Origin of the sequence: Nonomuraea sp. NPDC049152, from assembly GCF_040648355.1 — a bacterium.
Classification (GTDB): Bacteria; Actinomycetota; Actinomycetes; order Streptosporangiales; family Streptosporangiaceae; genus Nonomuraea.
In genome coordinates this window covers 76180-100532 of the sequence record NZ_JBEZDO010000006.1, presented here as the reverse complement: position 1 = coordinate 100532, position 24353 = coordinate 76180, and the positions used below count along the sequence as shown (strand labels likewise).

21 protein-coding genes and 1 pseudogene are annotated in these 24353 nt (G+C 70.6%); 14 read left to right on the top strand and 8 right to left on the bottom strand.

Annotation, left to right across the window (positions count from 1 at the left end):
* Positions 1 to 41: 41 nt before the first annotated feature.
* Positions 42 to 1178, bottom strand: a complete 1137-nt coding sequence (locus AB0B45_RS13725; RefSeq protein ID WP_358129661.1) for a hypothetical protein — start codon at positions 1176 to 1178, stop codon at positions 42 to 44.
* A gap of 166 nt (positions 1179 to 1344) precedes the next feature.
* On the opposite strand from AB0B45_RS13725, the gene AB0B45_RS13720 reads away from it, so the two are divergent.
* Positions 1345 to 1908, top strand: coding sequence for an MFS transporter (locus tag AB0B45_RS13720; RefSeq protein ID WP_358129659.1), 564 nt, complete (start codon positions 1345 to 1347; stop codon positions 1906 to 1908).
* Between the two features lie 44 nt (positions 1909 to 1952).
* Positions 1953 to 2687, top strand: coding sequence for a YcnI family protein (locus AB0B45_RS13715; protein ID WP_358129656.1), 735 nt, complete (start codon positions 1953 to 1955; stop codon positions 2685 to 2687).
* A 274-nt stretch (positions 2688 to 2961) separates the two neighbouring features.
* Here AB0B45_RS13715 and AB0B45_RS13710 read toward each other — a convergent pair whose 3' ends face one another.
* Genes AB0B45_RS13710 through AB0B45_RS13700 form a run of 3 tightly spaced genes read right to left on the bottom strand, consistent with a single transcriptional unit; the run spans position 2962 to position 6027 of the window.
* Positions 2962 to 3972, bottom strand: coding sequence for an ABC transporter permease (locus AB0B45_RS13710; protein ID WP_358129652.1), 1011 nt, complete (start codon positions 3970 to 3972; stop codon positions 2962 to 2964).
* Positions 3959 to 4906, bottom strand: a complete 948-nt coding sequence (locus tag AB0B45_RS13705) for an ABC transporter ATP-binding protein (protein WP_358130263.1) — start codon at positions 4904 to 4906, stop codon at positions 3959 to 3961. The genes AB0B45_RS13710 and AB0B45_RS13705 overlap by 14 nt, the downstream gene beginning before the upstream one ends.
* A gap of 2 nt (positions 4907 to 4908) precedes the next feature.
* Complete coding sequence (locus AB0B45_RS13700) at positions 4909 to 6027, bottom strand: DUF2092 domain-containing protein (RefSeq protein ID WP_358129649.1); 1119 nt, start codon at positions 6025 to 6027, stop codon at positions 4909 to 4911.
* A 109-nt stretch (positions 6028 to 6136) separates the two neighbouring features.
* Between AB0B45_RS13700 and AB0B45_RS13695 the strand changes: the two genes are divergently transcribed.
* The 6 genes from AB0B45_RS13695 (at position 6137) to AB0B45_RS13670 (ending at position 10785) form a co-directional block, all read left to right on the top strand.
* Positions 6137 to 6811, top strand: a complete 675-nt coding sequence (locus AB0B45_RS13695; protein ID WP_358129646.1) for a response regulator transcription factor — start codon at positions 6137 to 6139, stop codon at positions 6809 to 6811.
* The gene (locus tag AB0B45_RS13690) at positions 6804 to 8138 is read left to right on the top strand and encodes an ATP-binding protein (RefSeq protein ID WP_358129643.1); all 1335 of its coding nucleotides are present in this window, start codon (positions 6804 to 6806) and stop codon (positions 8136 to 8138) included. Before AB0B45_RS13695 ends, AB0B45_RS13690 begins: the two co-directional genes overlap by 8 nt.
* A 37-nt stretch (positions 8139 to 8175) precedes the next feature.
* Entirely contained in the window at positions 8176 to 8757 is a 582-nt protein-coding gene (locus AB0B45_RS13685; RefSeq protein WP_358129640.1) for a TetR/AcrR family transcriptional regulator, read from the top strand.
* On the top strand, positions 8754 to 9239 hold the full coding sequence (locus AB0B45_RS13680; protein WP_358129638.1) for an MFS transporter: 486 nt from the start codon (positions 8754 to 8756) through the stop codon (positions 9237 to 9239). The genes AB0B45_RS13685 and AB0B45_RS13680 overlap by 4 nt, the downstream gene beginning before the upstream one ends.
* Before the next feature lie 18 nt (positions 9240 to 9257).
* Positions 9258 to 9527: a hypothetical protein gene (locus AB0B45_RS13675; protein WP_358129635.1), complete on the top strand. Its 270-nt coding sequence runs from the start codon at positions 9258 to 9260 to the stop codon at positions 9525 to 9527.
* Positions 9528 to 9612: 85 nt separating this feature from the next.
* Positions 9613 to 10785, top strand: a complete 1173-nt coding sequence (locus AB0B45_RS13670; protein ID WP_358130261.1) for an aminotransferase class V-fold PLP-dependent enzyme — start codon at positions 9613 to 9615, stop codon at positions 10783 to 10785.
* Here AB0B45_RS13670 and folP read toward each other — a convergent pair.
* Positions 10776 to 11624 carry a dihydropteroate synthase gene (gene folP / locus AB0B45_RS13665; RefSeq protein ID WP_358129632.1) on the bottom strand — a complete coding sequence of 283 codons (849 nt, stop codon included), beginning with the start codon at positions 11622 to 11624 and terminating at the stop codon, positions 10776 to 10778. The two genes, AB0B45_RS13670 and folP, sit on opposite strands and share 10 nt — an antisense overlap.
* Before the next feature lie 237 nt (positions 11625 to 11861).
* Between folP and AB0B45_RS13660 the strand changes: the two are divergent.
* Positions 11862 to 12050 (top strand): annotated as a pseudogene (locus AB0B45_RS13660) (cold-shock protein); the annotation flags it as partial.
* 366 nt (positions 12051 to 12416) lie between these two features.
* Here the strand turns inward: AB0B45_RS13660 and AB0B45_RS13655 are convergent.
* Complete coding sequence (locus tag AB0B45_RS13655) at positions 12417 to 13085, bottom strand: DUF1045 domain-containing protein (RefSeq protein ID WP_358129629.1); 669 nt, start codon at positions 13083 to 13085, stop codon at positions 12417 to 12419.
* A 253-nt stretch (positions 13086 to 13338) separates the two neighbouring features.
* Positions 13339 to 14208 (bottom strand): LysR family transcriptional regulator, encoded by an 870-nt coding sequence (locus AB0B45_RS13650; protein ID WP_358129626.1) that lies wholly within the window; start codon positions 14206 to 14208, stop codon positions 13339 to 13341.
* A 635-nt stretch (positions 14209 to 14843) separates the two neighbouring features.
* On the opposite strand from AB0B45_RS13650, the gene AB0B45_RS13645 reads away from it, so the two are divergent.
* The 4 genes from AB0B45_RS13645 to AB0B45_RS13630 all read left to right on the top strand — a co-directional run bounded on the left by AB0B45_RS13645 (position 14844) and on the right by AB0B45_RS13630 (position 20739).
* Positions 14844 to 16142 (top strand): neutral zinc metallopeptidase, encoded by a 1299-nt coding sequence (locus AB0B45_RS13645; RefSeq protein WP_358129624.1) that lies wholly within the window; start codon positions 14844 to 14846, stop codon positions 16140 to 16142.
* Positions 16143 to 16277: 135 nt separating this feature from the next.
* Positions 16278 to 18116: an LCP family protein gene (locus AB0B45_RS13640; protein ID WP_358129622.1), complete on the top strand. Its 1839-nt coding sequence runs from the start codon at positions 16278 to 16280 to the stop codon at positions 18114 to 18116.
* Between the two features lie 456 nt (positions 18117 to 18572).
* Complete coding sequence (locus tag AB0B45_RS13635) at positions 18573 to 19103, top strand: hypothetical protein (protein WP_358129620.1); 531 nt, start codon at positions 18573 to 18575, stop codon at positions 19101 to 19103.
* Positions 19096 to 20739, top strand: a complete 1644-nt coding sequence (locus AB0B45_RS13630) for a ubiquinol-cytochrome c reductase cytochrome b subunit (protein ID WP_358129618.1) — start codon at positions 19096 to 19098, stop codon at positions 20737 to 20739. Before AB0B45_RS13635 ends, AB0B45_RS13630 begins: the two co-directional genes overlap by 8 nt.
* Positions 20740 to 20784: 45 nt before the next feature.
* On the opposite strand, the gene AB0B45_RS13625 is transcribed toward AB0B45_RS13630, so the two are convergent.
* Positions 20785 to 22818 (bottom strand): spermidine synthase, encoded by a 2034-nt coding sequence (locus AB0B45_RS13625; RefSeq protein WP_358129615.1) that lies wholly within the window; start codon positions 22816 to 22818, stop codon positions 20785 to 20787.
* Positions 22819 to 22993: 175 nt separating this feature from the next.
* Here AB0B45_RS13625 and AB0B45_RS13620 point away from each other — a divergent pair, with 175 nt between their 5' ends.
* Positions 22994 to 24352 carry a S8 family serine peptidase gene (locus AB0B45_RS13620; RefSeq protein WP_358129612.1) on the top strand — a complete coding sequence of 453 codons (1359 nt, stop codon included), beginning with the start codon at positions 22994 to 22996 and terminating at the stop codon, positions 24350 to 24352.
* Position 24353: the final 1 nt, after the last annotated feature.

The following is a 24353-nucleotide window of genomic DNA, read 5'->3' as shown; positions in this document are numbered from 1 at the left end:
AGCCAGGCATTGGCCGGAGCCGTATGGCATCGAGCGGGCCGTCAGCCGACCTTCTCGAACGGCGTCGGCGCCTGGCCGGTCCAGCGGTAGAGCTGGGCGTGGCTGGTCTGCTTGGTGACGCCGCCCTCGGTGACGGTCCCGGCCTTGGAGACGTAGTAGCGGCCGTCGCCGAGCGCGGCCAGGCCGTACTGGCCGCCGAACTCCCAGCCGCGGACGCCGGAGGGCTCGTGCTGGAGGCCGCCGGGCGCCAGGGAGAGGAGCTTGCCCTGCTCGGGGGTGGGCTGGCCCACGATGGGGCCGGTCCTGGGCCGCCGGCTTCCGTCGACGATGAAGAAGGAGTAGTTGGGGAACTGCGGCTTGACGCCCTTGTAGACGGCCATCATCCAGTTGCCGGTGTGGGCGTCGTACTCCAGGTTCTGCACGCCGTACGTGGTGTTGCCGGTGTAGGCGAAGTACTTGCCGTCGACCTCGCCGGGACCGCTCTTGTGGGGAGCGTTCTCGGTGAGCGGCCGCTCGTACTTCTTCCAGTGCCTGACGTCGTACTGGAGGATGACCTGGTGGTCGTTGTCCTGACGGGTGACGTTGGAGTAGACGCCGTAGGCGACGGTGAGCCTCTGCCTGCCGTCCTTCCTGCCGAACTCCGGGCCGAACGACACGCCGTCGATGCCGCTGCAGCCGTAGCGGTGGTCGGGGGTGTCACCGATGTTGCCGTCGAACCTGCCGTCGCCGTTCATGTCCGCGACGTAGTCGTCGACGACCTCCTTGAGGTAGACCGTGCTCACCACGTCGCTGGACTGGGCGTCCATGTCCATCCTGGTGATCCGGTCGACGTCGAAGATGGCGATGTAGAACGACTCCTGCTCCTTGTACTCCAGCGACCCGTACACCCGCCCGTCCTTCTCGTTGAAGTCAAGGTCGCCGAGGTGCCCGGTGAAGCCGGACACCGACCCGACGGGGTTGCCCCGCAGGTCGGTCTTCACCAGGAGGTTGGTGAAGGAGAAGTACATGAAGCCCTTCCGCTGGTCGACGGCGATGCCCTGCACGTGTCCCGAGGACCAGGCCCCGCCGTAGATCTCGGTCGGCATCTCCTGTGGGGCCCTGTCCGGCCCGGCCGCCGCCGCGGAGGAGGAGGAGAACATCCCGAGGGTGAAGGTGGCCGCCAAGGTGAGCGTCGCCATTCTGCGCATGTTCCGGTACCCGTCTTCATTAGGGAGCAGACCGAAATAGACGTTAATGGAGTGGACGGTGATAGTTCCGACAAAGTCATGAACTGAGAGTGAAGGGCGCCCGAAGAAGCCCACCGGCCTTCACCCGCAGCGCCGCCGTGAGAACATATGGTCACTCATGCGCGCCAACCTCCCCCTACGGCTGACGCGGGCGGCGGCCTTCTCCGCCGTCTGCGTGCTGCTGGCTGCACTCGGCCACCGCGCCGCCGGCGGCACGGGGCCCGCGACCTGGGCGTTCGGCCTGGGCGGCGCGACCGTCATGGCGGTGGCGCTGGCGCTGTCGGGCAGGGAGCGTTCGACCTCCACCATCAACCTCACGCTCGTGGCCCTGCAGGCGGGGCTGCACGAGCTGTTCGGCCTCGACGGCACGGGCGCCGTCCTCACCCTGGCCCACGGCCAGGGCCAGGCGGGCCACGGCTCGGGGCTCGGCGAGAGCCTCGGCATGCTGCTGGCCCACCTGACGGCCACGCTCATCACCGGCTGGTGGCTGGCGCGCGGCGAGGCCGCGCTCTGGTCGCTTCTGCGCCGCCTCGGGCGCCGCCTGATCAGGCTGCTGCCGCCGCTGCCCGCCGTGGCCCCGGTACGGCGGTCGCCGGTACGCGCGATCCGCCGCGTCGCCTCCCGCGGCGTGCTCCTGCGCCACATCGTCAGCAGGCGCGGTCCTCCACTTCCCGCCTTCTGACGCCCTTCCCTTCTTTCTTCTTCCCAGTCAAGTGGAGTTCCCGCATGTCCAAGTTCCGCCGCACGGCAGGCGTCCTCGCCGCCGCCACCGCCCTGTCCCTCGGCCTGGCGATCCCCGCCCTCGCCCACGTCACCGTCAACCCAGGCACCGCCGAGCAGGGCGGGTTCACCAAGGTCGCCTTCCGCGTCCCGAACGAGCGTGACAACGCCTCGACGACGAAGATCGAGGTGTCCTTCCCCGTCGACCACCCGCTGGCCTTCGTCTCGGTCAAGCCGGTTCCCGGCTGGGAGGTCAAGGTCGCCGAGGGCAAGCTGCCCAAGCCGGTGAAGACCGAGTACGGCGACCTGACCGAGGCGGTCACCAAGGTCGTCTGGTCCGGGGGCGAGATCAAGCCAGGGCAGTTCCAGGAGTTCGAGGTGTCGATGGGGCAGCTGCCGACCGACACCGACCGGCTGATGTTCCCCACCGCGCAGACCTACTCGGGCGGGGAGGTCGTGAAGTGGGCCGACGAGCCCAAGACGGACGGCACCGAGGCCGAGCATCCCGCGCCGACGCTGAAGCTCACGCCCCCTTCGGCCGACGGCGACCACCACGGAACGGCGTCGGCCTCGCCCTCGGCGGCGCCCGCCTCCCCCGCGACGCCTTCGGTGGCGCCGATGGCCGCCGGCTCGGGCTCGTCCTCCGACGGCACGGCCCGGCTGCTGGGCGGGGCGGGGCTGGTCGTGGGGGCCATCGGGGTGGTGGTCGGCTTCATGGGGCTGCGCCGCCGCAACGCCTGACCCTCTCCGCGGCCCCGGGGTCTTCCGGTACGGCGGATGACCCCGGGGATCTTCGGCCGCTCTCCGACGGCACAGGGCCGGGTCTCTCGAAGACCGGGGGGCCGGACCTGGTCTGCGGCCCTCCCCGTGGTCGCAACGCCGGGTCCGTCGAAGACCTGGATCCGGTCCTGGTCTCCGGCCGCCGTCACGCGGCCGGCGTCTTTCCGGGGTGACGGCCGAGCCCGGCCGTCTCAGGGGACGGGCGGGGGCGGGACCGTCCCCCGGCCGTCGACCCTCAGGAGGTGATGTCCTTGCTGGTGAAGCGGGCCCAGGCGAACGAGCCGAACAGCAGGATGTAGGCGCCGAAGGCCAGCAGCCCCGAGGTCAGGTCGTCGAAGGCGATCGGATCGCGCAGGACCGCGTCGAAGTCGCTCCACCAGTTCGGCAGCAGGTACGGCTGGATGACCTCGAGCTGCGGGATCGCCCTCAGCACCTGCGTGGTGATGACCAGCACGACGGTCGCCGCGATGGCCCCGATCGGCGCCTCGGTCAGCGTCGACAGCGCGATCGCGACCGCCGCCAGCGCGGCCATGCCGAGCGTGACGTAGCCGATGACGATCAGCATGCGCAGCAGCGCGTCGCCGAGCGGGATCGCCACACCCGACAGCAGGGTGACGGGCCCCGCGGGGAACAGGACCAGGCCGGTGATCAGCGCCGCGAGCGCCACGGCCGAGGCGACGGCCAGGCAGAACAGCACGGCGTTGAGGTACTTCACCGCCAGCAGCCTGGTACGGCCCGCCGGCGCCGCCAGCAGGTAGCGAAGGGTGCCGCCCGCGGCCTCGCCGGCGAGCGCGTCGCCCGCGACGACGGCGACGGCGACCGGCATGAGCAGCGGGACGAGCGCGCCCAGCGAGATGAAGGCCAGGAAGAAGCCGTTGCCGGTGACCTGCTGGATGAGGCCGCCAGGGCCGTCGGCCATGTCGTCGCCCACCATGCGCAGCACGATGCCGATGACGACGGGCACGACGGCGAGGACGGCGAGCATGGCCAGGTTGCGCGGCCTGCGGAAGGTCAGGCCGAGCTCGGAGCCGAGCATCCTGAGGAACGCGCTCACCGGTCCCACCGCGTCGGCCGTCCGCTCCTGGGGGCCGAGGACGCTCGGCGCGGTGGCCGGAAGGTCGGCGCGCGGGCCGAGTTCGGCGGTGCGCCTCGACTCGCTCACCGGCACGAGGCCCGGCGTCCTCCTGGCCGCGCCGCCGGATGACGTCTGGAGTTCCTCCTCGACCTCAGGCTCAACCTTCGACATCGAACCCCTCCCCTGTCAGGCCGACGAAGACCTCTTCCAGGCTGGGCCGTACGACCGACAGGCCCCTGACCGCGACGCCGGCCTCGACCAGCGCGGCGTTGAGACGTTCGGGGGCGTGGCCGCCGAGGTCGGCGCTCACCTCCACCCCTTCGTGGGCGACGGCCGTCAGGCCGAGCCCGAGCAGGACGCGTGCCGCGTCGGCCGCGTCGGGCGTCTCGACCCGCAGGCGCGGTGCGCGACCGCCGTTCAGCGATGCGATGGTGCCGTGGGCGACGAGCCTGCCGGTTCGCATGATCGCCGCGTGCGTGCACATCTGCTCGACCTCGGCCAGCAGATGCGAGGAGACGAACACGGTGGTGCCGTCGGAGGCGATCTCCTTGACCAGCGTGCGGACCTCGCGGGTGCCCTGCGGGTCCAGGCCGTTGGTCGGCTCGTCGAGGATGAGCAGCTCACGCGGGCCGAGCAGGGCGCCGGCGATGGCCAGGCGCTGGCGCATGCCGAGGGAGTAGTTGCGGTAGCGCTTGCCCGCGGCGGCCGACAGCCCCACCCGCTCCAGCGCGGCGGCGACCCTGGCGCGGGCCGTACGGCCTGAGGCGGTGGGGTCGGCGGCGTCGTAGCGCAGCAGGTTGGCCTCGCCCGACAGGTAGGGGTAGAAGGCCGGGCCCTCGACCAGCGCGCCGACCTGCGGCAGCGGCACCACCGAGTAGGTGCCGGAGGTGGGGGCGACCAGGCCGAGCAGCATGCGGATGGTGGTGGTCTTGCCCGACCCGTTGGGGCCGAGGAAGCCGTAGACCGAGCCGCGCGGCACGGTCAGGTCGAGGGCGTCGACCGCGATCTGCCCGCCCTTGAAACGCTTGGTCAGGCCCTCCGTGACGATCGCGTGGTCATCGGAGGGCGGGGCCGCCCCGAAGGGCGCCCCCGCTTCCAGCGTCATGCTCACTTGGCGCCTGCCGCCTTCGTGAGCTCCTCCGGGGTGACCGCGCCGACCAGCAGCCGGCCGTCGTCGGTGAACAGCGCGCTGACCAGCTTGGTCTTGATCAGTTTGCCGCTGCCCCACGGGCCGCTCACCGGGGTGGCGGACTGCAGGATGGTGTCGAGCGACGGCACGTCCTGGCGACCGGACTCCGATGTGGGCTTGGGGGCGTCGGCCGTGGGCGTGGGAAGGACCGCGACCGTGTTCCAGCCCTCGCCGACGGTCTTGACGTCGCCCTCGCGGAAGTCGGCCTTCGGCTGCTGTTCCTCGTGGACGCCGCCGAACGTCTTCTCCTCCACCTTGGCGCCGGCGGGCGGGGTGAAGGTGAAGTTCTCGGGTGCCGGCGCGGAGAAGGTGACCTGGGTGAACCCGACCTCGAAGGCGGGCTCGGCCGATCCCTTGGCGTACACCTGGACGCGCAGCGGGACGTAGGTCTCGCCGTCGAGCGCCAGGCGGATGTCCTGGATCAGCGAGCCGCTCTCCTTGGGCGCGAGCACCAGCTCGTAGGCCGAGCGTCCGGCCACCTGGGTGGTGTTGGTGACGCTGACCACGCTGTGCTCGCCGACCTTGGCCAGCAGCTGCTCGGCGGCCTGCTGCGGGGTCAGGGCGGGGGCGTTCGGCATCCGCGTCTTGTCCGGCCGGTCGGTGGCGCCCGGCTCCAGCTTGATGCGGGTGGCCTTGTTGGCCTGGCTCTCCCACAGCCACGCCTGGTCGCCGTTCACGATGACGTTGGTCTCGTTCATGGGCCCCGGTACGGCCAGCCTGAACTGGTCGCGGGAACCGTACCAGACCTTCGCCTCGTGGGAACCCGACAGCAGGCTGAGCGGGGAACCGGTGGCGGCGCCCTGCGGGAGGGCGGGAAGGCCGAGGGAAGCGGTCTCCAGGACGGTCCCCGACATCGGGGGCAGGCCGTCCTTCTGTACCGCCGCGGCCGCGTCGGCCAGCAGCTGCTGGGCCGAGCGTTCGGGCAGGACAGGGTCCCCACTGACGGCGGCGATCACCGGGCCTGCGCCGATGGCGGCGCCGATCACGGCGACGGCCGCGACAGGGACGCCCCACCTCACGAGCTTGCCTCTGGACATCTCACTCCTTCACGGTATTGCTTACGTCTCAACAGTGCGTGAAGAGTGCTGTGGCGATCCTGAGACGAGCTGAGAGGCCTCTCAGCGCCGATGGTGCACTATGTGCCCTATGAGAGTTCTGGTCGTCGAGGACGAACGGCGGATGGCCGCCGCCCTCCAGCGGGGGCTGCAGGCCGAGGGGTTCGCCGTGGATCTCGCCCACGACGGCGAGGAGGGCCTGCACCTGGCCCGCCATGGCGACTACGACGTGGTCGTGCTCGACATCATGCTGCCGAGGCTCTCGGGCTACAACGTGTGCAAGCGGTTGCGCGCGGAGGAGAACTGGGTGCCGATCCTCATGCTGTCGGCCAAGGACGGCGAGTACGACATGGCCGACGGGCTCGACCTGGGCGCCGACGACTACCTCACCAAGCCGTTCTCCTACGTGGTGCTGGTGGCCAGGCTGCGCGCGCTGCTGCGGCGCGACGCGGGGCGGCGTCCCGCGGTGCTGACGGCGGGCGACCTGTCACTGGATCCCGCCAGGCGCAGGGTGCAGCGGGGCGAGGAGGCGGTGGAGCTGACCCCTCGCGAGTTCGCGCTGCTGGAGTACCTGATGCGCCGCCACGACGAGGTGGTGTCGAAGGTGGAGATCCTGGAGCACGTGTGGGACACCTTCGACACCGACCCGAACGTGGTCGAGGTGTACGTCGGCTACCTGCGGCGCAAGATCGACGGCCCGTTCGGCAGGAACGCTTTGCAGACCGTGCGGGGCGCGGGTTACCGGCTGGCCGGCGACGGTGGCTGAGTGGTGGCGGCGCAAGAGCCTGCGCTTCAGGCTGACGGCGCTGTCGGCGGTGGGGCTCACGCTCGCGTTCGCGATGTCGGCCTCGGTGCTGATGGTGGTGCTCGGCAGGTCGCTGATGGACACGGTGGACGAGACCACCAGGCAGCACGCGCAGGCCGTACGCGCGCAGGCCGACAGCGGCACGCTGACCGACCCGATCACCACGCAGGACGGCACGATCGTGCAGGTCGTCGGCGCCGACGGCAGGGTCACGCACGGCACCTACGGGGCCGACCGGCTGGTCCCGCTGCTGGACGCCGGTAATCGGCGCAGGGCGCTGCGCCACGACTCCGCGTGGTTCCTGAACGGCGAGCCGTACGGGATCCCAGGGCCGCTGCGGGTGATCGTGATCAGCGGCGACAAGGGTGTGACCGTGCTGGCCGCGCGGCCCGTGCGTGAGATCGAGCGGAGCCTGGTGACGGCGGGCAAGGTGCTGCTGTTCGGCACGCCGCTGCTGGTGGCGTTCCTGGCGGGCGGCGGCTGGCTGATCATCGGCAGGACGCTGCGGCCCATCGCCGCGCTGCGCAGGGGCGCGGCCGACATCACCCACACCGCCAGGTCGAGGCGGCTGCCGGTCCCGCAGGCGCGTGACGAGGTGCACTCGCTGGCCGTCACCCTCAACGACATGCTGGCCAGGCTGGAGGAGGCCGAGTCGCGACAGCGCGCGCTGGTCTCCGACGCAGCGCACGAGCTGCGCAGCCCTCTCGCCAGCATCAGGCTGCAGCTGGAGGTGGCGCTCGGCCACCCCGAGGGTCAGGACTGGCCGGAGACCGCCGAGGGCGTGCTGGAGGACACCCTGCGCCTGTCGCGCCTGGCCGAGGACCTGCTCGCCCTCGCCAGGCTCGACGAACGCGGCGGCAGGCTGGCCAGGAACGAGCCCGTCAACCTGGACGAGGTCGTCAGGCAGGTCGTGGAGAGGTACGGCGAGGCCAGGCTGACCGCCTGCGACCCGGTCGTGGTGCGTGGCGACGCCCTCGACCTGAGCCGCGCGCTGACCAACCTGATGGACAACGCCGTACGGCACGCCGCCTCCAAGGTCGAGGTGGCGCTGACCGCCGACGGCGTGCTGACCGTGACCGACGACGGGCCCGGCATCCCCGAGGAGGACAGGGAGCGGGTGTTCAACCGCTTCACCAGGCTCGACCACGGCCGCAGCAGGGACGAGGGCGGCGCGGGCCTGGGCCTGGCGATCGTCCGCGAGACGCTGCTGGCGCACGGCGGGGCCGTCCACCTGGAGGACGCCGCGCCCGGCCTGCGCGCGGTCGTCGCGCTGCCCTCCATCAAGTGATTGACCGAGCGAGGCGACCCGAACTAGTTTCGGTTCTATGAGCCAGGTCGAGACGATCCTCAAGGCGGCGACCCAGCTGTTCGCCGCCCTCGGATACGACGGCACCACCACCAGGCAGATCGCCGAGGCGTCCGGCCTCAACATCGCCACCGTCAACTACCACGTCGGCGGCAAACGCGAGCTCTACCTCGCGGTGATGGAGCGCGCGCACCAGGGCGAACGCGCGATGCTGGAGCGGGCGATCGCCGACACCGAGGGCCTGGACCTCGCCGAGCGCGTCCATCGGATCGCCGACCGCTACCTCGACTTCTACGTCGACAATCCCGAGGTGTCCGCCCTGTGGCTGCACCGATGGCTGCTGGACGCCAGTGACGTCACCGAGCTGGAACGCCAGTACATCAGGCCGCTGCTGACGCTCGTCGGCGACGTGACGGGCGCGGACACCGAGATGGCGATGTGGACGGTCGTGTGGTGCGTGAACGGGTTCGTCAGGGGCGGCGTGCTCGACGACGAGGGCAGGCGCAGGGGCGCCGACGACCCCAAGGCGCTGCGGCGCTTCCGCTCCTACCTGCATATCGTGCTGCACCGCGCGCTCGGCCTCCCGGGCGACCCGCCGTGAGCCTGCCGAGAGGGCGGCTGCTCGGCTACGGAATCGGCTGGGTCGGCACCGGCGTGTTCTCGGCGGTGCCGGGGCTGCTGCTGCTCTACTACCTGACCGACGTGCTCGGCGTGGCCGCGGGGGCGGCGGGCGCCGTCCTGGTGGCGCCCAAGATCTGGGACGTGGTGCTGAACCCGGTCGTCGGGGCTGCGAGCGACCGCGAGGCGGTCCGCACCGCCAGGCGCTTCAGGCTGCTGCTGCTCGGCTCCCTGACGCTGCCCGTGGCCTTCGCCGCCATGTTCGCCGCGCCGAACGCGCCGCTGGTGGCGGTCTCCTTCATCCTGGCGGCGTCGGCCTTCGCCTCCTTCCAGGTCCCCTACGTGGCCTTACCCGCGGAGATGTCGGCCTCGCCCGCCGAGCGGACCAGGATCATGTCGTGGCGGGTGGTCTGCCTGACGGTGGGAATCCTGGTGGCGGGCGGCCTGGCTCCGGCGATCGCGTAGGCGGCGGGCTACGCGTGGATGGGCGTCGCGGTCGGCGCGGTGATGGCGGCGGCGCTGCTGGCGGCGACCTTCTCCACCCGCTGGGTGCGCTCGATGCCGGGGCCCGCCCCGCTCGGGCTGGTGGCGGCCTTCAGGATCGCCAGGGGGAACAGGGCGTTCTTCGCGCTGCTGTCGGCCTTCGTCGTGCAGGCGCTGGGGGTGGCGGTGACGCGCTGGTGCTGGCCGCCACCGGGTTCGTCTCCGTCGAAGGGTCGGCGCCCCAGCCCGGCCCTGCGCTGGCGGGGCTGACGCTCGGGTTCACCGCGCTGCCCGCGCTGCTCATGCTCGCCAGCCTGCCGTTGATCATCTGGTACGCCAAGGAGTCCGCGTGAACCTGTCCGACCTGCTGGCCGAGGTCTCCCGCCTGCGCGCCGGCGACCTGCCCGTGCGCGGAGGGAAGGTGACCGCCTACGTCTACGACACCGGAGAGCCGGAGGTCCACGAGGCGGCGGCCAGGGTGTACTTCGAGATGCTGGAGGCCAACACCCTCGATCCGACCGCGTTCCCCAGCGTGGTGGCGATGGAGAAGGAGGTCGTCGGGCAGGTCGCGGCGCTGCTCGGCGGCGGGCACGGCATCTTCACCAGCGGCGGAACCGAGTCGATCATGCTCGCGGTGAAGGCGGCGCGCGACGCGTCGGAGGTCGCCGACCCGTCGATCGTGCTGCCGGTGACCGCGCACCCCGCCTTCCACAAGGCCGCGCACTATCTCGGGGTGTCGGTGGTCCAGGTGCCGGTCTCGCTGGAGACGTTCGAGGTGTCCGCGGACGACGTGGCCGCGGCGATCACCCCGTCCACGATCATGGTGGTGGTCTCGGCGCCCTCCTACCCGCAGGGGGTCATCGACCCCGTGGCCGAGGTGGCCGCGGTGGCGGCCGCGCGCGGCGTGCCGTGCCACGTGGACGCGTACGTGGGCGGCTGGCTGCTGCCGTGGCTGCGGCTGGGCGGGGCGTGGGCGACGATGCGGGCGCTGGGGCGGGACGGCTACCTCGCGCTGGGGCGGGCGACCCTGGAGGCTTCGGTACGGCTGCGCGAGGGCCTGGGCAAGATCGCCGGCCTCCGGGTGCTCGGGGCGCCCGGCTCGTCGTTGATCGCCTTCGCGTCGGACGAGGTCGACGTGTTCGTGGTGGCGGACGAGGCCAGGCGGAGGGGGTGGTTCGTCCAGCCGCAGCTGTCGTACGCGGGGATCCCCGCGAACCTGCACATCACGGTCACCGGGGTCACTCTGTCGGGGGTGGACGCGATGCTGTCGGTGATCGCGGACTCGGTGGCGGCGGCCAGGGCGCGCGGGCCGGTCGCCGTGCCGGAGGGGCTGGTGGAGCTGGTGGCGTCGCTGGACCTGTCGACGCTGGACGACGCGGAGTTCGGGGCCCTGGCCGCTTCGGTAGGCGTGGACCTGGCCGGTGGCGGTCAGCCGGAGATGGCGGTGGTCAACACGATCCTGGACGCGTTGCCCGCCCCGAAGCGAGAGGAGATCCTGGTGCGCTTCCTCTCGTTGATCTACACCTGACCGGTTCCCGGCTCGAGACGCTCCACCTCCGCCAGGGCCCTCCGGGCCGAGGCCGCGTCGTGGACCCTGAACACCCGGGCCCCGTGCAGCGCCGACACCGCCAGCGTCGCGATCGTGCCCGCGTGCCGTTCATCCACCGGCAGCCCGCCCAGTGTCTCCCCCACGAAGTCCTTGTTCGACACCGCCACCAGCACCGGCCAGCCCGTCGCCACCATCTCGTCGAGTCTCCTGCTCACCTCCAGCGAGTGGAAGGTGTTCTTGCCGAAGTCGTGCGCGGGGTCGATGAGGATCGACTCCCGCGCTACCCCTGCCGCGACCGCCCGTTCGGCCAGCTCGACCGTGTAGCCGATGACGTCGGCGACCACGTCGGCGTACGCGATGCGGTGGGGCCGGGTGCGCGGCTCGACCCTGCCCGCGTGGGCGCACACGAGCCCGACGCCGTGCTTGGCCGCCACCTCGGCCAGGAGCGGGTCGACGCCGCCCCACGTGTCGTTGAGCAGGTCGGCCCCCGCCCTGGCCACCACGTCGCCCACCTCGGACCGCCAGGTGTCGACGCTGATGACCAGGTCGGGATGGCGGTCGCGCACGGCGGCGACCAGGTCGGCGACACGCCTGATCTCCTCCTGGGCGTCGACGACCTCGCCGGGGCCCGCCTTGACCCCGCCGATGTCGACGATGTCGGCGCCGCCCTCGACGGCCGCGTCGACCGCTTCGAGCGCGGCGCCGAAGCCGTAGGTCTTCCCCTTGTCGAAGAAGGAGTCGGGGGTCCTGTTGACCACGGCCATCACCGCGTGGTCCCCAGGACCGAACTCCCTGCCGCGCAGTCGCAAGATGCTCATCGTCTCCGAGCCTACGGAAGATCCCACGGCTTGGCACATCGCCCGGCGGTGGTACGGCTTGTCTCCGGGGTGGAGGGCGAGGGCGATCTCGTGGATCCCGGGCCTGGCCCTGATGTGGAGGCCGGGGACCCACGGCCCGGGGTTGCCGCCGACATCCCCTGAACGGCGCGACGCCGCACGGGAATCGTCCTTCTGTTTCGATGGGCAGACTGAATCAGGCACCCCGTGGGGGTTGTGATGGCACAGGGCACCGTGAAGTGGTTCAACGCGGACAAGGGCTTCGGCTTCATCGCGGTGGACGGCGGCAATGATGTCTTCGTCCACTATTCGGCCATCCAGACCAAGGGCCATCCGACCCTCCAGGAGGGTCAGCGGGTGGAGTTCGAGATCGTTCATGGCCGGAAAGGGCCGCGGGCCGCCCTGGTCTACGCGGATGCCGGTGGCGGCGGACACGAATCCGAGGGGTCCGCCGACGGGCCGGCCACGCCACCTTCTCACCCTGTCGAGCCGTGGGAGCCGACGTCGGCGCCTGCCGGCCGCCAGGCGTATGCGACCCCGCCGGGCTGGTTCCCCCGCGAGGGGCGATCTTCAGCCGGCGGAGGCGCCGCGGACCTCGGGCTCCTCGGCGCGGCCGAGATCCCGGTCTCGGTGCATCTGGACGACGAGGGCGACGCGGTGGAGGTGGAAGCGGCTGTCCGAGCGGTCCTCGCGGAGGCCGGCTACGAGATCACGATCGACTTTCCCCCCGTGCTCGGGTCCTGGTTCAAGAAGATGTCAGCCCGGCCTGGGGTCTCAGGGGAGGGCCGGCGAGGGGCTCGGGGCGTCTGCGGCCAGGTCGAACGTCTCGACGATGTCGGTGCAGGTGCCGTGTTCGCCCATGACGCACAGCGCGAGCGTGCGGTAGGTCGCGGTGAACGCCTGGGCGGGCGGCAGCGCCGCGGGGTCGACCTGGTGGGCGCGTTGCTGGAAGCGGGTCATGGTGATGTGCGGGCGGAACAGTTCGCCGACCTCGTCGTAGCCGTACCGCTCCAGGTTGTCGCGGGCGAGCGGCGGAGCCGTGAGCCGGTATTCGGACAGGACGCGGCCGACGGGATCGCGGTGCCGCAGACCGGTGCGCAACGGGGCCAGGGCGGCGATGACCTCTTCCTGCAATCGCGTGAGCGCCTGGCTCGTACGGTAGAACAGCTCGAACATGCCCTGCTCGTTGCCGGCGAAATGGTCCCCGTCGAGACTGATCCGGGGTGTCTGCGCGCTGATGGAGCGCAGCAGGCTCGCCGCGGCCTCGCGTTGGGCGGGCGTGAAGTTAGCCATGTAGAGCGACAGGTGCGCGTAGGGGCCGTCCTCGCCGAGGGTGAACTCGGTGGCCGCCCGTTCCGCGCACTGCTGACTCAGCTGTACCGATCGGATGCCGGCTTCCTGGGGCGGCAGCAGCACGACGTCGTAGACCGGAAGATCGCCCATACGGGTCAGTGTAGACACATGGGTCATAGGGAATCTGCCCCTGCGAGATCACAGGGCGGCGGGTTCGGCGTCGGCACTCTCGCCGGGTGGCCGGTCGGGCCGCCGGGTCTCCGGCGCACCGCGCGGGTGGGCGATGCGGGCCTGGGGCCGGCGCTGGACGTGGTGGCCGATGTCCTGATGGGCGGAGCTCGCGTTGGTCCCGGGGGTGGCGCGTGGCCCCCGGGCGGATGGTTCGGTGGGCTTGGGAACGTTCCTAAGCGGCCGAGCCCTTCTCCGCGGTCGCCAGGAAGTCCTGGGCGATCAGCGGGAGTCGCCGGCGCGCGTGGACGACGGCGATCACGCGGCGGACGGCCGGTTCGAGTGACCGCACCACCAGCCCCGCCCTCGCCGCCTGCTCGGCCATTCCGCGGTACCACAGCAGCGACGCCTGGCCCGCGCGGACCGCGTTGAGCCAGCCGTTCCTTTCGTCGGTCTCCAGCACGATGATCGGGTTGACCGCGTACTTGCCGAACATCGCGTCGAGCTCCCTTCTCCTGACGCTTCCCCTCGCGGGGAGGGCAAGGCGCAGTCCGTCGAGGCGGGTCATCGGGACGGGGTCGGGCAGGTCGAGCCCTGGCGGGGAGATGAGCACGATCTCCTGCCGCTCGAGCGGGTGGGTGATCAGGTCGGTCGGGACCGGCAGGTCGGTGAGGCCGAGATCGGCCCGCTGGTCCCTGATCGCGTTGACGACCGCTTCACGGCCGTCGCAGCGGATGATGTGCACGCGGACACCGGGGTGCTCGGCCGCGTAGGCGGGAAGCAGCCGCCCCGCCAGGCCGGGCTCGAGGTTGGCTGTCGATGCGATGCGCAGTTCGACGTCGGAGACACCGCCGTGGTTGGAGAGCGCCTCGATCTCCCCCACCGCGTCGAGCGCCTCTCTGGCCAGTTTGACGACCCTGCGGCCCTGCGCGGTGACGACCACCCCGCGCCCGGATCGGGCGAAGAGGGTCATCCCGAGCTCGCGCTCCAGATCTCGGATCGCGCGCGAAAGCGCAGGCTGCGCGATGTAGAGCGACCTGGCCGCGTCGGTCATGGTGCGGTGCTCCGCAGTCGCGACCACGTAGCGGAGCTGCTGCAGATTCATGGCATTGAAGCTAGGACAACGGCCGCCTCTCGGACGGCGACATAGCGGAGATCACCTCGAATGATTTCGGACTGTAACCGAGTACGGCGACATCCGTGACGGGTGATAAATCAGTATGCTTCTGCCCCAAATTCGACAAAGGTCCGGAGTGCGGGTCCCATTTCGGACAACCAGGTCAAGGGGGAGACAGGGTGACAGGCAACGGGCAATACCCCCCGCCGCCTCCCGGGCATCAGGGGCAGCCGTCTTCAGGCGAACCCCAGCAGCCGCCCTTTCCTCCCTGGCCCCCGCAGCAGCAGGGGTACGGCCAGCCGTACGAGGAGCCGGCCACCCGCCAGTATCGGCCCACGCCCCCGCCGCCCGCCCCGCCCCAGGGCCCCCCGCAGGGGCCTCCCCCCGGACCTCCGCAGGGTCGCCCCTACGCGGCCCCGCCGCCTCCGCCCCCTGCCGGTCCGCCGAGGACGTCCCCTCCGCCGTACGGCGCGCCGCAACCGCCGCCGCCCGGTGGCCCTCAGCCCTACGGTCGTCCGCAACCCCCGCCCCCCGGCGGGCCGCAACCTCCACCGCCTGGCATGCCGCACGGTCCCGGTATGCCGGGTCCCGGTGTGCCAGGACCCGGCGGGCACGGACAAGGGATGCCGGGTCCTGGCGGGCCTGGACAGGGCGGCCCCGGACAGGGCTGGCCAGGACAGGGTGGGCCAGGGCAAGGAGGGCCCGGTCCGGGCGGGCCGTACCAGCAGGGGAACGGCCACCAGGGGAACGGCCACCCGCAGCCGGGGTGGCCTCCGCACCAGGGGCAGGGTCCCGGCTACAGGCCGCCGCAGGGGCCTCCGCAGGGGGGGTACGGCCCGTGGCAACGCCCGCCGCAGCGCAGGAAGTCGAACGCGGGCGCGGTCATCGGCGCGGTGTTCGGCGCCATGGCGGCGATCTTCGTGCTGCTCGTGATCGGCTCGGCCGTCTTCAAGAGCGCCTCGAAGACCGACACCACCTCGCCGGTGGCGATCCCGACGTTCACGCCGCCGACGTTCACGCCATGGAACGAGGAGACCGATGAGCCGATCGAGCCGTCCGACCGGCCCTCCGAGCAGCCGTCGTCGTCCGACGAGCCGTCCTCGTCCGAGCAGCCGTCGCCCTCCGAGCAGCCGTCCTCCTCGGAACAGCCGTCCGAGCAGCCCTCGGAGCAACCGGCCAAGGTGACGCTGAACACGAGCCTGCAGGCCAACACCCTGTACTTCGCCGGCGCGCTGCCGCGCACGACGTGCAGGGCGGGGAACGCGAGCCTGTTCAGTCACAACCAGCTCAAGGCGCTGATCCTGAAGACCGGCAAGTGCATGGACGCGGCGTGGGGTCCGATCCTGCGCAAGAGGGGCATGCCCTGGAGCCCGCCGAACTACGCGATCGCCGCCAAGCGCGGCAGGGGCGCGTGCGGCGACTACCCGTCTCCCGGCAGCATGGTGCCGTACTACTGCCCGCGCAACAACACCATCTACGCCTCCACCTCGGCGCTGGCCAGGGGCTACGGCAACTCCATCGGCTACGGCGAGATCGTCTCGTGGCACGGCGCGACGATCAGCATGATGGCCCACGAGTACGGTCATCACATCCAGCAGATCACCGGCATCATGAACTCGCACTGGCAGAAGCATCTCCAGACGTCGAGCCAGAGCGGACGGCTGGCGCTCAGCAGAAAACTGGAGCTCCAGGCAACGTGTTTCGGCGGGATGTTCATGCGCGCGGTGTCCGGCACATATCCGGTCAATTCTCGCCAGCGTGACGTGCTCTTCTGGTTCTATTCGAGAGTGGGCGATCATCCTGGATATCCCCGCGACCACGGCACTCCGGCCAATAACAACATCTGGTTCCGGCAAGGCTGGCTGAAGAACAAGGCCTACCAGTGCAACACTTGGCTCGCTCCCGCTTCCACGACGTCGTAGCTTCATGGGCTGTTCATCCCACATTGGTCATCTGTCATTGATGTCCCGATATGGGGGCTAGAATCCTGGCAATCTCGTGACCAACGGGGGGCAAACCTCCGGGTTTGGCCTGGTACGACGTGCGAAGGAGCCGGTGTGTCGAAGCGCCCTGGAGGAGACTCCGCCGAGCGCGGGAGGAAACGACGTGCTCCTCGGCGCGCCGCGCCCGCCGAGTCCTCCGCGCAGGACCGCCAGACCCAGGACCCCGCCGCTCAGGATCCCGCGACACAGGACCGGGCGGCGCAGGACCGCGCCGCCCGTGACCAGCCCGTCCAGGACCGCACCCCCCAGGGCCACGCACCGCAGGACCGCGACGTCCAGAACCGCGCGCCTCAGGACCGCCCCGAGCCTGGCCGTGTCGATGCCGGGCATCCGGTGCAGGACCGGGCGACGAACCCGAGCAACCCACGGCCCAGAGCCGGCAAACCCCCGAGGGCGCCGAAGGCCGTTCAGGCACCCAGGTTCGCGGCGAAGATGACCCTCGGTTCGATCATCGGCTGGACCGCGCTGTCGGCGCTCATCCCCGGCGCCGCGCACCTGCGGGCCGGGCGGCGCCGTACCGGATTCATTCTGCTGGGATCGTTCGGCGCGCTCCTGATCGCGGCGCTCGTCTACGGCCTGTCGTTCATGGGCAACATCGGCGCGGTGACGCGGGAGAGCACGATGCTCACCGTGTCGGTGGCCGCCGTCATCGGCGCGCTGGCGTGGTTCGCGCTCGTGCTCACCTCCTACATCACGCTCGGCCCCGACCGTCTGAACGGCCGGGGCCAGATCGTTTCCGGGATCGTGGTCGGCCTGCTGTGCGTGTCGGTGATGGCGCCGTTCGCGCTGACCGCCAACACGATGCTGACCGTCCGCGAGACGGTCAAGGGGATCTTCCCCTCGACCTCCGACCCCGACGTACAGCCGATCAAGGAGGAGGACCCGTGGAACGGCAAGGAGCGGGTCAACTTCCTGCTCATCGGCGGTGACGGCGCGGGCAACCGCGACGGCGTGCGAACCGACAGCATGACCGTGGCCAGCGTCCACATCAAGACCGGCAACACCGTGCTGTTCAGCCTGCCGAGGAATCTGCAGCACGTACGGTTCCCCGCCTCCTCCCCGCTGGCCAAGCACTTCCCCAACGGCTTCATGGCCGAACTGCCCAACGGCGGCCTGCTGAACGAGGTCTGGAAGTTCGCCAACGACAACCCGCAGATCATGGGCGGCAAGAACAAGGGCCCCCGCGCGCTGATGGACGCCATCGGCCACACTCTCAACCTGCGGCTCGACTACTACGCGCTGATCAACATGTACGGCTTCGTCGACCTGGTCGACGCGATCGGCGGCATCAAGCTGCGCGTGGAGAAGGACATCCCGTGGGGTGGCCACTTCGGCACGGCCGGCACGATCAAGGCGGGCTATCAGCGGCTGTCGGGCGAGGAGGCGCTCTGGTACGGGCGCTCCCGCGTCGTCGACGACGACTTCGGGCGCATGGCCAGGCAGCGGTGCGTGATCGGCGCGTTCGCCCAGCAGGCGACGCCCGACAAGATCCTCACGAACTTCACCAAGATCGCGCACGCGGCCCGGCGGATGGCGGACACGAACATCCCGCAGGAGCTGCTGGAGCCGCTGGCCAACCTGGCCCTCAAGGTGAAGGACGCGCGGATCACGAGCCTGCAGTTCGTACCGCCGCAGTTCTACACCGCCTCGCCGGACTGGCCGAAGATCCGCAGGGCTGCGGTGAAGGCGCTGAGTGACTCGGTGAAGCCGACTCGGCGGGCGCTGGCGGCTCAGGTGACGGCGTCTCCTGGGGCGACCTCAGCGCCGTCCGGCAGCCGTCCTGTGACGCCGTCGGCCAGCCGTACCGCCACGCCTTCGCAGACGCCGACGAGGAACGGCCAGGCGGCGAACAACGGGTCGGCCAAGAGCCTCTCGGAGCTGTGCGGCCTCTGACCGTCGCCCCGCTTACCGCGTGACGGGACCTGGGGCCCTTACGGCCCCATCCCTGACGTCGGGTGGGGACTGGGGTCCATTCGGCAGACGCGAAAGCCACACCCCTTGCGCCCCCGCCGACCTGGGGCGGGGGCTGGGGTTCTTGGGAGGGTGGCTCCATCCGGCGTCGTGGGGTTTCCTGCGGTCGAGGACGACGGCACGCTCGGCGATCCCGCCGACCTGGAGCGGGCTGGGGTTCTTCGGGGTTGGGTCCATTCGGCGTCGGATCGGGCGGGTTCCCGTCGGGCTGGTCGGGTGACGGCGGGACGCGGGGCGTTCGCCGTCAGCCCGGTGGTGGGACGCTGCGGCATGTGTGGGGATTCGTGCCCGTATGGGAAGCAGGATGCATTTTGACGGCTGGCAGTGCATCCGCAGACAGTTCCCGCGCGAAGATAGGAGGGAGAGGGTGAGGGGGCGATGACCCGGATGCACCAGCTGACCGAACTCCTCGACGCGCTGGACGCCCAGCTGCCTGCCGTGCCGTACCGGATCAGGCATTTCCCCGAGGGGGAGGAGTTTCTCCGCCTGGGCCTTCCCGACTCCGCGCGTTCGATTCTCTATGTGTCGGGCGACCAGTGGATCTGCGTCGGCGAGGACCGATCCGGCATGATCTCCCAGCGCTGCCTGGGCAGGGTGGGTGAGGCGCCCGAGGCCATCGTCAGCCGTCTGGCGGTGCCCGCCGGGCCGCCACCACGACCGCGGTCGCGGGCCTCACGGCTCATCCGCACGATCGCCGTCGGCGTGGCCTCCGGGTTGGGCGCGTGCGTGCTGGCCGCGATCATCATCGCCATCCTCGTACTGGGCAACGGCTACGGGTACGGCTCCGACGTCGTGTACTGGACCATCAACGCGCTGGCCGCGGCCATCGGCGTCGGCGTGGGGTTCTGGGTGGCCTGGCGATACCACCGGGCCGTGTCGAGGCGCAGGAAGGCGCAGGACGATGGATGACCTGACGACCGTTCCCAAGGCCATCGCCGACCCCGCGGAGTTCATCGACGACCGGACGGGCGTGGGCGGCTTCCTGAAGAGGAACCTGCGCAAGGTCTTTCCGGACCACTGGTCGTTCCTGCTGGGTGAGATCGCGCTCTACTCGTTCATCATCCTCTTGCTGAGCGGGACGTTCCTGACGTTCTTCTTCAGGCCGAGCATGGAGCACGTGATTTACGACGGCGCGTACGCGCCGCTCAGGGGCGTCATGATGTCGGAGGCGTACGCCTCGACGTTGGACATCAGCTTCGAGGTCCGCGGCGGCCTGCTCATGCGGCAGATCCACCACTGGGCGGCCCTGCTGTTCGTCGCCGGCATGATGGTGCACATGCTCCGCGTGTTCTTCACGGGCGCGTACCGCAAGCCACGCGAGCTCAACTGGCTGATCGGCGTGATGTTGCTGACGCTGGCGCTGCTGGAGGGCCTGACCGGTTACTCGCTGCCGGACGACCTGCTGTCCGGCGCCGGTCTGCGCATCACCCAGGGCGTGATGATCTCCCTTCCGCTGATCGGCACCTACCTGTCGTTCTTCCTGTTCGGCGGGGAGTATCCGGGTGAGCTCGTCATCGCCCGCTTCTACTCGCTGCACATCCTGCTGATCCCCGGCATTCTGCTGGCGCTCATCACCGGGCACATGGTGCTGATGTGGGTGCAGAAGCACACGCAGATGCCCGGCAAGGGCCGCAACAACCACAACGTGATGGGGGCTCCGTTCTTCCCCGCGTTCATGCTCAAGGCCGGGGCGTACTTCCTATTCACGTTCGCGGTGATCGCCGGACTGGCGACGTTCGCGCAGATCAACCCGATCTGGGCGTTCGGCCCTTACACCCCTGCCGACATCTCGGCCGGTTCGCAGCCCGACTTCTACATGGGCTTCCTGGAGGGCGCGCTGCGGCTGATGCCTGCCTGGGAGATCAACCTGTTCGGGACCAACGAGTTCGGCACGCTGCCGCTGAGCGTGATGATCCCGGCGCTGCTGCCGATGGGCATCATCATGACCGGGCTCGCCCTGTATCCGTTCATGGAACAGTGGATCACCGGCGACAGGCGCGAGCACCACATCGCCGACCGTCCCCGCAACAACCCGCACCGCACCGCGATCGGCATGGCGGCCATCACGTTCTACGGCGTGCTGTGGCTGCTGGGCGCCAACGACGAAATCTCGGCCAACTTCCACATCAGCCTGACCTGGACGACCTACATCGGCCGGGTGCTGGTGCTGGCGGGCCCGGTGATCGCCTACATCGTCACCTACCGCATCTGCCTGGGGCTGCAGCGCTCGGACGCCGCGGTGATCGGGCACGGCGTGGAGGCCGGTGTGATCAAGCGGCTGCCGCACGGCGAGTACATCGAGATGCACACCCCACCGGCCGACGACATCGAGGCGCACGTGCGGGGCAAGGAAGCGGTCCCGCAGATCGAGGGCGCGGACGTCGATGGCGACGGCATTCCGCCGAAGGGGCTGCGCGGTCCGCTGGGCAAGCTGCGCGGACGGCTGTCGAACGCCTACGGCGGGGAGAAGGTGCCGCTCGACGACGGCCAGGGGCACGGTCACGCCGCCATCGGCCAGAAGGACGACAAACCCCATCCGAGCTGACCGGGGAGGCAGTCGAGCAGGCGTGAGGTCTCCGCGGCCGTCGCCTCAGGCGGCCGCTCGACGCGGCAGGAGGGCGAAGGCTCCCAGGTAGAGGACGGCGGCCACCAGCAGCAGTCCCTTGTAGCCGATGACGAGCGCGAGGTACTCGAGGCAGCCGCCCACCATCGCGCCGAGCAGGTTCGCGCCGAAGGAGGTGGTCGCGTCGGCGGTGTCGGCGAAGCGCTTGGCGAAGACGACGTTCGCCGCGAAGATCGGCAGGAACGCCACCGTCACCGCCGCCACCGCGCGCAGGGGCACCGGCAGGCCGAGCAGCCACGAGTTCGGCACCAGCCAGGCGAGCGCGAGCCCCGCGAACAGCACGCCGTACATCACGGGGAGGGGCGGGACGCGGAAGCGGCGGGTGATCTCGACCGCGGCCAGCACGGCGACCAGCACCCCTGCGAAGACGATGGCGTTGACCACCCACGTGGTGCCGAACAGCAGCGCGAACCCGGTGACGCTCTTGGTCTCGAGCAGCAGGAAGCCCACGCCGAGCAGGAACAGGTCGGCGTAGGGGCGCATCCTGGCGAACGGCCCCGCGACCACCCGCACCGCCAGCAGCGAGACGATGAGAATGAGGGTCAGCGTGATGATGTACAGCGACGGGATCGTGGAGTCCTTCAGGTAGAGGAAGGGCCGGTCGTCGCCGGTCGGCGCGGGCGTGCCCGCCGCCGCGCCCGCCCACTCGCTCCCGCAGCGCTGGGCGGCGGGCGTGATCCCCGCGGTGATGACGGCCTGCTGGCCCGCCTGGCTGACCACGTCGACGCACGGCTTGTGGCCGAAGGCGTTCTGCATGGTGGAGGCGAGTCTGTCGACCAGCCAGCTCTCCCTGTAGTAGTTGTACATCGAGAACGCCCCGCCGGGCTTGAGGTGCGCGCGGGCCGCCCGCATGGCCTCCTCGGTGAACAGGTAGCTCTCCAGCCGCAGCGACGAGGCCCCCGACACCAGCGTGAGGGAGTCGGGCAGGGCGAACAGGATGAGGTCGTACTTCTTGTCGGTCTGCTCCAGAAAGGCGCGGCCGTCGGTGATGGTGGTGCTCACGCGCGGGTCGCTGTAGGGGTGGTCGGGGTGATAGGTGCCGCCCAGCTCGCGCAGCTTGGGGTCGATCTCGACGGCGTCGACCTTCTGCGCGCCCTTGGACAGGGCGATGGCGACGTCGGTGCCGCTGCCCGCGCCGACGATCAGCACCTCCTTGGGCGGGCTCACCGCCCTCTCGTACGGCAGGCCGTACTGCGCCTCCCACTGCAGCCTGGCGGCCGCGGGCACGGCCTCCTGGTGCGGGATGCCGTTGACCTGGATGTTCATGACCTGCTCGCCGGCCCTCTCGAGCTGCCGGTAGGTGACCTTGTAGTAGGGCGACCAGAGGGCCCCCGCGGTGAGCGTCTCGGCCAGCAGCAGCCCGACCACGACGATCGAGGGCGTCACGACCAGCAGCAGGTACGGCACGGGCGGCTTCGGCACCAGCAGCAGCGCGTAGGCGACGGCCACCAGGACGCCCCAGAAGACCGGCGGCGCGCTCAGGAACGACAGCGCCGTGAACAGCGCGATCCCGCTGAGCGAGCCGATGAGGTCGTAGCGGTAGGCCTCCAGCCTCGGCAGCTCGGGGAAGCAGCGCCCGACCAGCTCGGCGGGGCCCATGAGCACGGTCGCGGCGGCGGCGAAGATGACGGGGAGTATGACCCACGCGGGCGGCCCGGTGGTCTCCAGGCTGGTCCAGTACAGGACGCCGTCGGCCTGCCGGTCGACGGTCACCGGGAACATCAGCACGACCAGCACGAGCGCGGCCAGCACGATGGGCGAGTAGTACGGCTGCCGCCTGCTCCTGCCCACGCGCAGGAACCCGAGGCCGATCCCGAGGAAGGAGCCGAGCAGGACGAAGTTGGTGAAGTAGCTCAGGTGCACGATGTTCGAGCCGGTCCAGCGGATCAGCGCGAGCTCGAGGAAGAGCATGAACCCGCTCGCCAGGATCAGTCGTGGCCGCACGGCCATCCAGTGATCACGCGTGGAGTCGGAAGAGGTGGCCTGCACCTGTGCGGTCATGCCGTCACACGCTAGTGAACCGACCGTAAACAGGGAAGCCCCCACGCGGCGTCCCGATACGGGCGATTTGCCGCGTTATTGCAGGTCACAACCCTGGAGACTCGCTGGACGCGGAGGTGATGTTGAAGGAATGTGGGAGTGGTTCGTTCCCTCCATCAGAATTCGGTGATGCTCCGTGCGAGTACTGATCCAGCTACGTCCCTCCCCCGATGTCGTGGCGGCGGTGGCCGACCCCGAACGGATCGCCACCACCGCCGACGTGGCGGACGGCCTGCCGGGCGTGGCACTCGACCCTTCGTTCGTTCCCGTGGCCGTCCCCCGGCCCGTTCCCGCGTCCGGCGGTGACCCGCTCTCGCTCGACCAGCCGCTCGACTTCTCGCTGGCCGCCGAGGACGCCTCGGTGCTCGTGCGGGGGGAGATCTCCGACGACGAGCTGGCCGTCAGGGTGTCTCTGCTGCCCACGATGCGCTCGGACGTGGTCGGGGTCTTCGCCGACCCCTTCATCGAGTCGAGCCTCACCTGTGGCGGCGACGCTCCCGTCGGCGACTGGCACGACGTCGAGCGGTTGCTGAGCACCGCCGCGTTGCACGGCGAGGGCCTCGACGGTTCGGGGGTGGCGCTCGCCGTCCTCGACACCGGCATCAACGCCGCGCACGTGGCCAGGCACCTGGGCAGGGGCGTCAACCTCGACGCCGAGCGCAGCTGGAACCCCTCCGGCGTCTCGGGCCGTCCCGGCGAGTTCGAGGTGGACCACGGGACGATGTGCGCGTTCGACACCTTGATCGGCGCTCCCCAGGCATCGCTGATCGACATCCCGGTGCTCCTGTCGAACCGTCCTGGCGGGTCGGCGCTCGACGGGCTGCTGTCGGACGCGGTGGCCGCCTTCGCGCATCTGAGGACCGTGCTCGACGCCCAGCCCGCCGAGACCAGGGCGCTGGTGATCAGCAACTCGTGGGGCTCGTTCTCCCCTCGATGGGACTTTCCTCCCGGGCATCCCGGCAACTACTCCGACAACGCCGCCCACCCGTTCAACCTGATCGTCGCCTCGCTCGAGAGGGCGGGCGCCGACGTGCTGTTCGCCGCGGGCAACTGCGGCCGCGACTGCAAGGACGGCAGGTGCGCCTATCCCGACCGGCCGATCGTGGGCGCCAACTCCCATCCGAGGGCGCTGTCGATCGGCGGCGTCGACGTCGGCGGCGAGCGGGTCGGCTACTCCTCGCAGGGGCCGGGACGGCTGACCGCCCGCAAGCCCGACGTGTGCGCCTACACCCACTTCTCCGGGTCGAAGGCGTTCGGCGACGGTGAGCCCGACTCGGGCACCTCGGCGGCCTGCCCGGTGGCGGCGGGCCTGGTCGCGGCGATCCGCACGCACTGGCCCGCCTCGCGCCTGTCGCCCAGCCAGCTGCGCTCGCTGCTGCGCCGTACCGCCGAGGACCGCAGCGAGGTCGGCTACGACTTCGACTACGGCTACGGCGTCGTCGACGCCGCGGGCGTCCTCGCCGCGTTGCGGCGGAGGGCCAAGCGCGTAGCCTGAC